This is a genomic window from Kitasatospora sp. NPDC048540 (assembly GCF_040651175.1).
Taxonomy (GTDB): Bacteria; Actinomycetota; Actinomycetes; order Streptomycetales; family Streptomycetaceae; genus Kitasatospora.
On the sequence record NZ_JBEZIR010000032.1, the window covers coordinates 22,341 to 31,581 of the forward strand.

General features: G+C 73.4%; 10 protein-coding genes. 4 read left to right on the plus strand and 6 right to left on the minus strand.

Annotated features, from left to right (window positions below):
* The first annotated feature begins 21 nt into the window (after positions 1 to 21).
* The gene (locus tag AB0D08_RS15440; protein ID WP_033820584.1) at positions 22 to 798 is read left to right on the plus strand and encodes an enoyl-CoA hydratase; all 777 of its coding nucleotides are present in this window, start codon (positions 22 to 24) and stop codon (positions 796 to 798) included.
* A 15-nt stretch (positions 799 to 813) separates the two neighbouring features.
* Here the strand turns inward: AB0D08_RS15440 and AB0D08_RS15445 are convergent, their stop codons facing one another.
* Entirely contained in the window at positions 814 to 2,604 is a 1,791-nt protein-coding gene (locus AB0D08_RS15445) for an NAD-binding protein (protein ID WP_359889059.1), read from the minus strand.
* 175 nt (positions 2,605 to 2,779) lie between these two features.
* On the opposite strand from AB0D08_RS15445, the gene AB0D08_RS15450 reads away from it, so the two are divergent.
* Positions 2,780 to 3,364 carry a DUF308 domain-containing protein gene (locus AB0D08_RS15450; protein WP_051812467.1) on the plus strand — a complete coding sequence of 195 codons (585 nt, stop codon included), beginning with the start codon at positions 2,780 to 2,782 and terminating at the stop codon, positions 3,362 to 3,364.
* A gap of 23 nt (positions 3,365 to 3,387) precedes the next feature.
* Here the strand turns inward: AB0D08_RS15450 and AB0D08_RS15455 are convergent, their stop codons facing one another.
* Positions 3,388 to 3,687: an antibiotic biosynthesis monooxygenase gene (locus AB0D08_RS15455; protein WP_033820587.1), complete on the minus strand. Its 300-nt coding sequence runs from the start codon at positions 3,685 to 3,687 to the stop codon at positions 3,388 to 3,390.
* Between the two features lie 148 nt (positions 3,688 to 3,835).
* Here AB0D08_RS15455 and AB0D08_RS15460 point away from each other — a divergent pair, with 148 nt between their 5' ends.
* Positions 3,836 to 4,096, plus strand: a complete 261-nt coding sequence (locus AB0D08_RS15460) for a Prokaryotic metallothionein (protein WP_359889063.1) — start codon at positions 3,836 to 3,838, stop codon at positions 4,094 to 4,096.
* Positions 4,097 to 4,131: 35 nt separating this feature from the next.
* On the opposite strand, the gene AB0D08_RS15465 is transcribed toward AB0D08_RS15460, so the two are convergent.
* From AB0D08_RS15465 to AB0D08_RS15475, 3 genes are all read right to left on the minus strand, one after another.
* Positions 4,132 to 5,418, minus strand: coding sequence for a bifunctional GNAT family N-acetyltransferase/ATP-binding protein (locus AB0D08_RS15465; RefSeq protein ID WP_359889065.1), 1,287 nt, complete (start codon positions 5,416 to 5,418; stop codon positions 4,132 to 4,134).
* 218 nt (positions 5,419 to 5,636) lie between these two features.
* Entirely contained in the window at positions 5,637 to 6,884 is a 1,248-nt protein-coding gene (locus AB0D08_RS15470) for a cytochrome P450 (RefSeq protein ID WP_033820590.1), read from the minus strand.
* An 82-nt stretch (positions 6,885 to 6,966) separates the two neighbouring features.
* Positions 6,967 to 7,797 carry an EI24 domain-containing protein gene (locus AB0D08_RS15475; protein ID WP_359889068.1) on the minus strand — a complete coding sequence of 277 codons (831 nt, stop codon included), beginning with the start codon at positions 7,795 to 7,797 and terminating at the stop codon, positions 6,967 to 6,969.
* A gap of 588 nt (positions 7,798 to 8,385) precedes the next feature.
* Between AB0D08_RS15475 and AB0D08_RS15480 the strand changes: the two genes are divergently transcribed.
* Positions 8,386 to 8,811, plus strand: coding sequence for a nucleoside deaminase (locus AB0D08_RS15480; protein ID WP_359889128.1), 426 nt, complete (start codon positions 8,386 to 8,388; stop codon positions 8,809 to 8,811).
* Between the two features lie 93 nt (positions 8,812 to 8,904).
* Here AB0D08_RS15480 and AB0D08_RS15485 read toward each other — a convergent pair.
* Positions 8,905 to 9,241: hypothetical protein (locus AB0D08_RS15485; RefSeq protein ID WP_359889071.1), on the minus strand; the 337-nt coding region annotated here is incomplete at its 5' end.

Here is a 9,241-nt window from a genome sequence, read left to right on the forward strand (position 1 = left end):
GCGCAGAGGGAGTCAACGACGATGACCGACTACGAGACGATCCTGGTCGACCGCAAGGGCCGGGTCGGGCTGATCACGCTCAACCGGCCGAAGGCGCTCAACGCGCTCAACACCCAGCTGATGAACGAGGTCGTGGCCGCCGCCAAGGCCTTCGACCGGGACCCGGAGATCGGCGCGCTGGTGATCACCGGCTCGGAGAAGGCGTTCGCCGCCGGTGCCGACATCAAGGAGATGCAGGAGAACCGCTTCCCCGACGTCTACCTGGACGACTGGCTGGGCCCCTGGGACGAGCTGGGCCGGCTGCGCAAGCCGGTGATCGCCGCGGTGGCGGGCTACGCGCTCGGCGGCGGCTGCGAGTTGGCGATGCTGTGCGACATCCTGCTGGCCGCCGACACCGCGAAATTCGGGCAGCCGGAGATCAAGCTCGGCGTGATCCCGGGGATCGGCGGCTCGCAGCGCCTCACCCGGGCGGTCGGCAAGGCCAAGGCGATGGAGCTGTGTCTGACCGGCCGGATGATGGACGCCGAGGAGGCCGAGCGGGCCGGGCTGGTGTCCCGGATCGTCCCCGCCGCGGATCTGCTGGGCGAGGCGATGGCCGTCGCGGAGACGGTGGCCGCGATGTCCGCCCCGGCCGCGGTGATGATGAAGGAAAGCGTCAACCGGGCGTTCGAGACCACCCTCGCCGAGGGTGTCCGGTTCGAGCGCCGGCTGTTCCACGCCGCCTTCGCCACCGCCGACCAGAAGGAGGGCATGGCGGCCTTCGCCGAGAAGCGCCCGCCGTCCTTCACCCACCGCTGACCCCGGCGGCCCGGGTCAACTCCCCTCCGTCTCGAGGGTGTTGATCCGGGCCAGCCCGCTGCGGGTGGCGGCCACCACGATCCGGTCACCGGCCGCCAGCCGGTGCGCCCGGTCGGCGAAGTTCCACAGGTAGTCGGCGGGCCTGCGGGCGAGCCGCACCGCGAGCACCCGGACCCCGCCCTCGCTCTCGATCCGGTGGACGTCCCGCCCGACCAGCCCGTTGCCCTCCTCCGCCGCCAGCTCCGCGATCAGCAGCACGTGCCGGTAGACCGACAGGGTGCCCAGCACCTCACGGCCCATCAGCGCGGCGGCGAAGGCCGGCGCCGACAGGTACGACACCGACCGCGAGGCCACGTTGCCCAGCGTGGCGTACACGTGGTGGGCGAAGTCGTCGTCGAACAGGCGCACGACGATCCGGACTTCGGGCCGTACCGCGCGCGCCTCCAGGGCCGCCTCCAGGTTGGCCGCGTCATCGGTGGTGACGGCGACCACGGCCCGGCTGTACTGGACCCTGGCCCGGCGCAGCTGGCTCGCCAGCGGGGCGTCGCCGACCAGCACCGGCAGGCCGAGCGCCCGGACCGCCGCGATGCCCCGGGCCTGCGGATCGCGCTCGATGCAGACCACCGGCACCCCGGTCTCGTGCACCAGGGCGGCCACCCGGGTGCCGACGTTGCCGAGGCCCACCACCACCACGTGGTCCCTGGTCCGGGAGCCGGGCGCCCTGGGCAGCCCCCGCCGTCCGGTGGCCAGCATGTCCACCACGATGGCGGTCGCCACCGGCACGAAGGTGATCCCGCAGAAGGTGACCACCACCTGGGCCAGCCGCACCCACGGCCCGCCCGGGGTGTCCAGGCCCGGCTGGTCCGGCTGCGCGGCACCGGCCAGGTCGAGCAGGGTGAAGTACACGGCCCAGCCGAGGCTGCCGCCGTAGTGCCAGATCACGTAGCCGCCGATCAGCACGGCGGCCAGCGCGGTGGTCAGCACCAGCCGCAGGCGGACGCTGGTGAAGTACCGCAGGACGTCCTGCAGCCACCAGCGGGCCCGCTTCCACCACGGGATCCGTACCGGCGGCTCGCTGGTCAGGGTCTGCAGCACGGCGACCTCGCCGCGGTCCTCGGCGGCGTCCGGCGAGGCCGGGGAACCGAGCTCGATCGGCCCCTCGGAGCCCAGCCGGCGGGCCAGCGCGATGAACTCGGCCGCGCGGCCGCCGGCGTCCGGCAGCAGCCGCAGCCGGCTCAGGTCCTGCCGGTCGATCCGGTCGGCGACCAGGCAGATCTGGCTGCCGTCGATCTCCTGGCCGTACGCGACGTACAGGTAGTGGTCGCCGACCCGGACCGAACCCGGCCGCCCGAGCGCGCCGTTGGCGAAGGCCGGGGCGGCGGTCGCCGAGCCGGACAGCGCCGCACAGTTGGCCAGCAGCATCTCCAGGTGTTCGCCGAGCCGCTGGTTGAACATCCGCAGCACGATCCGGATACCGGGATTGCGGCCCTGCGCGGTCAGTGCGGCGTGGATGTTCTCCTGGTCGGTGCCGTCCATCAGGGCCACCCCGCGCGCGCCGTCCACCCCGGCGGCGCGCAGCGCCTCCTCGGAGACGGTGCTGAACTCCAGCACCTCGGCGACGCCCGGCAGCTGCTCGATCCGCGGCCCGTGGTCACGCCCGCGGTCCGGCACCAGCGCCACCACCGGCACCTCGTAGTGCTCGATCAGCTCCACGATCAGCCGGTGCGCCAGCGCGTTGCCGCCGCAGACGATGTAGTGCCCGGCCAACGGCCCGGTCCGAGGGTCCCCCTGCCCTGCCTCCGTCATGGGACCGGATTCTACGTCCCCCGAATGGCGTAGCGGTTGGACAGCAGATGACTGACGGACCATCACCGGCGGTCCTGACGGATCATCCGGACGGCCGAACGGGACGCGCGGGCCGCCCGGACCGGCCGGGAGAGTGGGAAGGGTCCCCTCCCTCCACCCGTCAGGAGCCCCGCCGATGGCCGCCCCCTACACCCCCACCGAGGGTCCCCTCCAACAGCTGGCCAAGGCCGCCTGGCAGGCGGTGCTGGCGGCCGGACTCGCCTCGCTCGCCCTCGGCGTGATCGTCCTCGTCTGGCCGAAGCAGACCCTGTGGGTGGTCGGCGTGCTGTTCGGCATCTACCTGCTGGTGATCGGGGTCTTCCAACTGGTCGCCGCGTTCGGCACGCACCGGGAGACGGCACTGCGGGTGCTGGCCTTCATCAGCGGCGCCCTGTGCGTGCTGCTCGGGCTGCTCTGCTTCCGGGACGCGGTGCGCACCCTCGTCCTGCTGGGCATCTGGATCGGCATCGGCTGGCTGTTCCGCGGGATCACCCAACTGGTCGCGGCCGGCTCCGACCCGGGGATGCCGGCCCGCGGCTGGCAGATCTTCGCCGGGATCCTGAACGTGGCGGCCGGGGTGCTGCTGATGATCTGGCCGGTGCACTCCGTCACCGCACTGGCCATCCTGGCGGGCTGCGGGCTCGTGGTGCTGGGCGTGGTGGAGACCGTCACCGCACTGCGGCTGCGCAGCCGGGTCCGCGAGCTGCCGACCGGGGTCTGACCGGGGTCTGACCGGGCCGGCGTTCAGGGGAACGGGCGGTAGTGGGCGACCTTGGGCGGGTGCTCCAGGTAGTTCAGCTCGCCCTCGGCCCAGACCGGCCGGATCCGCCACATCCGGCCGGCGTAGGCGAAGAGCGCGTCCTCGCCCTCCCAGCGCGTGATCATCAGCACCCGGTGGTCACCCTCGACCACCGCTCTCATCAGCTCGCCGCCGAGGCAGCCGTCGGTGGCGAGGATCTGCGGCAGCACCTCCTCCTCCAGCTGACGGCAGAACGCGTCGGCACGGCCGGGCGCGACGTGCGCCTCCCAGATTCGGACGATCATCGAGGTCTCCTCGGGCAGGGCGGCCCCCTCACCTTCCAGTATCCGTTCCGCGGCGGGTCGATTTGCCGGGTGTCGCGGGCGGCCGAAGACTCGAAGGGCGCCGGCCGGTGTGCGGCCGGCGCCTAGCCGAGCAGAGGGAGTCACGGTCATGGCGGTCTGTGTGGTGTGCAAGAACGACTACTGGCTGGCCTTCGAGATCAAGACGGTGTCCGGGGACACCTACACCTTCGACAGCTTCGAGTGCGCGATGGAGAAGCTCGCGCCGCGCTGCGAGTACTGCCAGGTACGGATCGTCGGACACGGCGTCGAGGTGTCGGGGAAGTTCTTCTGCTGCGCCAACTGCGCCCGGCGGGACGGCGGCCTCGGCGAGCAGATCCGGGACGCGGTCGGGGCCCACCCCGGCGCCTGACCCCGGGACGCGTGCCTCGGCGCCCGGCCCCGCCGTCAGACCCGGGCGTGCGAGCCGATGTCGGCGGTGAACTCCTCGGTCATCGCGGGGGTCACCGTCGGACGGCACTGGGCCATCGCCGCCAGGTGGTCCGCGGTGGTGGCGCCCGCCGCCCCGGTACCGCTGCCGCCGAGGTCCCGTTCGAAAGCGGTCTGGGCGGCGATCCGGGCCGCGTGCTCGATGTCGGCCGGGGTGAACAGCTCGCTCGCCGCCACCAGCGCGTCGAGGTCCACGTCCTGGCCCGCCGTGGCGTAGCGCGACCAGATGGCGGCCCGCGCGGCGGCGTCCGGGGTGCCGATCGGGATCACGTAGTCGAAGCGGCCCGGTCGCAGGAACGCCGGGTCCAGCGAGCGGATCGAGTTGGTCGCGCAGACCAGCAGCCGTTCCTCGCCCTCGCGGAAGCCCGGGATCAGCTTGAGCAGCTCGTTGGTCACCCCGTGCATCCCGCCCGCGACGCCCTCGGTCCTGGTGGGGGCGATCTCCTCGACCTCGTCGATGAAGACCAGTACCCGCTCCAGCTGGGCGATCCGGGCGAAGGCGGACCGCAGGGCGGCGGCGAGGTTGCCCTCGTCCGCGAGCCGGGACGGCAGCAGCTCGACGAACGGCCAGCCGAGGCGGGAGGCGACGGCCCGCGCGAAGGTCGTCTTGCCGGTGCCGGGCGGCCCGAACAGCGCGATCGCGCGCGGCGGCCGCACCCCGTGCCGGGCGGCCCGCTCGGGCTCCGCCAGCGGGAGCACCACCCGCCGCTCGATCAGGGTCTTCTCGGCCTCCATGCCGGCCACCTTGTCCCACAGGTCACCCGGCAGCAGCCGCCCGCCGAGCTCCTCCAGCAGGCCCGCCGCCGGACCGGCCGCGGGCTCGGTCTTCTCGAAGTACGCGACCGCCGGGCGGCGGGCGTACCCGGCGTTGCGCAGGCCCTCGCCGAGCAGCTCCTCCTCCGGCAGCACGTACGCGATCCGGCGGACGTGCTGCGCGACCAGCCGCCGTTCCAGCTCGCGCAGCAGCGCGCTGGCCAGGCCCCGGCCGCGCCAGGCGGGGGCGATGGCGATCCGCATCACCCAGGCCCGGTCACCGGCCAGGTGGGCGAGGGCCGCGCCGATCGGCACGCCCCGGCTGACCGCGACCACCGCGGGCTGCCGGGAGGTGAGCGCGGTGATGCACTCGGCCAGCGAGAACACCGACTCCTGGCCCAGCTCGGCGGTGGTGTCGATCAGGTGGACGACCGCCGCCAGGTCGTCCTCGCGGTAGTCGTGAATCAGCCAGTCGGGCGTGGAACGGTCCACCGCAGCCGCCTCTCCTCGTTCGTGGTCCCGGAACGGTAGGACGCACGGCGGGGCGGCGGCGCCCGCCGGTTCGGACAACGGGCGCGGCACAACCGTACGAAGCGGGGGTGGCCGCTCGGGCGGGCGGTGTGAAGTGGCTGCTCGGGGGGCGGTGTGGAGTGACCGCTCAGGCGGGCGGTGTGAAGTGACCGATCGGGCGGGCGGTGTGGAGTGACCGCTCAGGCGGGCGGTGTGAAGGTGAAGCGCAGCGACCTTACGCGGTGGTCGAAGCTGGACGGGACCAGCTCCGGCCCGCCCACGGAACGGACGTCCGGGAGCCGGGTGAACAGCTCGCGGTAGAGCGCCTTCATCTCCTGCCGGGCGAGGTGGGCGCCGAGGCAGAAGTGCGGGCCGCCGCCGCCGAACCCCAGGTGCGGGTTGGGCGAGCGGGTGATGTCGAAGGCCTCCGGATCGGTGAAGACCGCCTCGTCGCGGTTGGCCGAACCGAAGAACAGCACCACCTTGTCGCCCGCGGCCAGCGGCGCGCCGTTGAGCACGTGGTCGGCGGCCAGGGTGCGGCGGAACTGGATGATCGGGGTGCTGTGCCGGACGATCTCCTCCACCGCACCGCCGATCCGGCCGTCGAGGTCGGCGGTCAGCAGGGCGCGCTGCTCCGGGTGTTCGGTCAGCAGGTGCAGTCCGTGGGCGAGCGCGTTGCGGGTGGTCTCCACCCCGGCCACCAGCAGCAACGAGAAGAAGGCGCCCAGCTCACGGGAGTTGAGGCGGCGGCCGTCCACGTCCGCGGTGACCAGCGCGGAGATCAGGTCGTCGGTCGGGTGGCGGCGGCGCTCCCGTCCGAGCGCGGCGATCACCCCCTGCATCCGGGCCAGCGCCCGCAGGCCCCGGCCGGGCACCCGGATCCGGCTGCGGGCCACCCCGGTGTGCTCGGAGGCGTGGTTGACCTGCGCCAGGATCTCCCGGCGCTGGCGCTCGGGAATGCCCATCATGTTGCAGATCACCTGGTACGGGAGCTCGGCGGCGACCGCGGTGACGAAATCCTGCGGCCGGCGCTCGACCACCTCGTCGACGATCCGCGCGGCCACCGCCCGGATGTCGTCCTCGACCCGCGCGATCAGCCGCGGGGTGAACGCGCGGGACACGATGCGGCGCAGGTCGGCGTGGCGCGGATCGTCCAGGTTGACCATCGAGTCGCCGAACACCGCCCGCACCCAGCGGGCCGGCTCCGGCGTGGTCACCCCGGGCCCGCTCAGGAACACCTCCGGCGTCCGGCTGGCCGCCACCACGTCGGCGTGCCGGACCAGCGCGTGGAAACCACGGCCGGTGGCCCGGTCGGTGAAGACCACCGGGCGCTCCAGCGCGCGCAGCCGGGCGAACGCCTCGGACCGCTCGGCGGCCGGCCGCCGCCAGAACTCCGGATCGGCCAGATCGGCCCCGGACGGGAAATCGGTGCGCACCGGTGCACTCATGAGGAGATTTATCGTGCACCGGCGGACGCACTGTCAAATTCTCCGGGAATTCGAATAATTGGCCGCACCTGCCATTCCCGTCCTATTCCTTGGAGAAGTCGACCGGCTGTTCCGCGACCGTCCCGGGGTGACCCTCGGGCCGGTCCTCCGGCTCGTCCTCGGGCTCGTCCTCGGGCTGCGGCGCGGCCAGCTCCCGGCCCAGCAGGGTGGCGCCGGCCACCGCCCCCGGCATCGCCAGCACCGTCACGAAGGGCACCAGGAACAGCAGCGTCACACCGGCCCCGAAGCCCAGCGCCAGCGGCATCCGGCGGCGCAGCAGCCGCAGCCGCTCGCGCTGGCCGATCCCCCGGCGCTGGAGCGCGACCGCCGACAGTTCGGCGGTCAGGTAGTACCCGGACACGCAGACCCCGAGCACCGGCACCACGGTCTGGCCCACCACCGGGATGAACCCGGCGGCGAACAGCAGCAACCCGAGACCCGCCACCCGCAGCAGCACCTGGAGGCTGTCGCGGGCCGACACCAGCAGCTCACGCCAGAGCGGCACGTCCGGGGCCGGCGGGGCGCCGCCCTCGCTCGCGTCCACCTTCTCGCACAGCGACTCGTAGAACGGCTGCCCGACCAGCAGCGTCACCGCCGTGAACGTCACCAGCGCCAGCAGCCCACCGCCGGCCACCATCGCCACCACCACCAGCCCGCGCAGCAGGCCCTGCCAGGGCGAGGTCCAGTGGTCCGCGAACGGCGTCGCCCAGTCGGCCACGTCGCCCGACCACACCACCAGCGCGGCCAGCGCCGCCACGTACCCGACCAGCGTGATCAGCGCGGGAATCATCCCGAACCCCCACCACCGGCCGTGCCGCGCCACCCAGCGCTGCCCCTGGAACAGATAGCCGACCCCCGCCGCAAAATCTCGCATACCCGCAGCCTACGGGGGTCGCGACGGCCGTCATCCGGCGGATCCCGGGGCCGGCTCCGGCGACGGCGTGTGACGGCGTGAACCGCGCCGGGGCGGGCCGTGGTCGGAGCGGGAGCGGGCACGGTGGAACGTTCGCGCTCGAACACGTGGAGCGAAGTGAAGATATGACGGGTCGAATTGTTCTGGGACGCCGGGGCTTCCTGCGGACGGCAGCCGCCGTCGTAGCGGGTGCCGACCGGGACGGTGACGGTGTCCAGCAATCGCACTGTCGAGGGGCTCCCGGCCTCCGGGCGCAGGGAGCCGCACCGGCGGAAGGTGGCCCCGGCCGGGTGAACGGACGTACGAGCGGTGGTCGTGGCGCGCGGCCCATCCAACCCGCCGCCGGATCTTGCCCGTCCCGTGACGCGGTGTGACACCCGTACGAATTCCGCGCGTGAATTCCGCGGGAACGAACGGCCGGGCCGAGCCGCCGGTGCGGCGCGGGCGGCCGCGCGGCGCGGGGTCCGAAGATGAGGTGTGGGGCGGCCCGGACGCGGGCAGGCAGGTCTGGGTCGATGAAGGCGGTGGGCCGTGGTGGACGTCGGTCGGATGCTGGCGGTGGCGGTCGAGGAGGCCAGGGCCGGGCTCGCCGAGGGCGGGATCCCGATCGGCGCCGCACTGTTCGGGGCGGACGGCGAGTTGCTCGGACGCGGCCGCAACCGCCGGGTGCAGGACGGCGATCCCTCGATGCACGCCGAGACGGCCGCCTTCCGGGCCGCCGGCCGGCTGCGCGGATACCGGCACACCACGATGGTCACCACCCTCGCGCCGTGCTGGTACTGCTCGGGGCTGGTCCGGCAGTTCGGGATCGGACAGGTGGTGATCGGTGAGGCCAGGACCTTCGAGGGCGGCCAGGCCTGGCTGGCCGAGCACGGGGTCGGCATCACGGTGCTGGACGACCCCGACTGCGTCCGCATGATGAACGGGTTCATCACCGCGCGGCCGGACCTGTGGTCCGAGGACATCGGCGAATGACCGCCGCCCCGTAGGGACGACCGTGCCCGCCCGGGTGGCGATCACCCGGGCGGGCACGGTCAGGACCAGCGGGAACGGCCTACGGCCTTCGGATCAGGCGCGGGCCTCGGTGACGGCGGCGCCAAGCGCCTCCTTGATCCGGGGCCCGAGCCGGCCGAAGCCCAGCTCCTTCATCGCGGCCCGCAGCAGCTCGTCGTCCGAACGCTCCACACCGTCGGTGTCGATCCAGCGGACCAGGGCGGTCAGCTCGGCGGCGGAGTACGCGGTGATGGGACGGCCCGGCGTGAGCTCCGGCTTCTCCGGCCGCCCGGCCTCGGCCTTCGGCTCCTCCGCCGCGACCTCGACCTCAACCTCGACGGCGGGCTCGGCCACAACCTCCGCGACCACCGGCTCCTCGACGGCAACCGGCTCAACGTCGGCAACCGTCTCG

Bases quoted from the DNA above. Each gene is read 5' to 3' on its own strand.
- AB0D08_RS15440 (WP_033820584.1), top strand. From the start codon at position 22: ATGACCGACTACGAGACGATCCTGGTCGACCGCAAGGGCCGGGTCGGG.
- AB0D08_RS15445 (WP_359889059.1), bottom strand. From the start codon at position 2,604: ATGACGGAGGCAGGGCAGGGGGACCCTCGGACCGGGCCGTTGGCCGGG.
- AB0D08_RS15450 (WP_051812467.1), top strand. From the start codon at position 2,780: ATGGCCGCCCCCTACACCCCCACCGAGGGTCCCCTCCAACAGCTGGCC.
- AB0D08_RS15455 (WP_033820587.1), bottom strand. From the start codon at position 3,687: ATGATCGTCCGAATCTGGGAGGCGCACGTCGCGCCCGGCCGTGCCGAC.
- AB0D08_RS15460 (WP_359889063.1), top strand. From the start codon at position 3,836: ATGGCGGTCTGTGTGGTGTGCAAGAACGACTACTGGCTGGCCTTCGAG.
- AB0D08_RS15470 (WP_033820590.1), bottom strand. From the start codon at position 6,884: ATGAGTGCACCGGTGCGCACCGATTTCCCGTCCGGGGCCGATCTGGCC.
- AB0D08_RS15475 (WP_359889068.1), bottom strand. From the start codon at position 7,797: ATGCGAGATTTTGCGGCGGGGGTCGGCTATCTGTTCCAGGGGCAGCGC.
- AB0D08_RS15480 (WP_359889128.1), top strand. From the start codon at position 8,386: ATGCTGGCGGTGGCGGTCGAGGAGGCCAGGGCCGGGCTCGCCGAGGGC.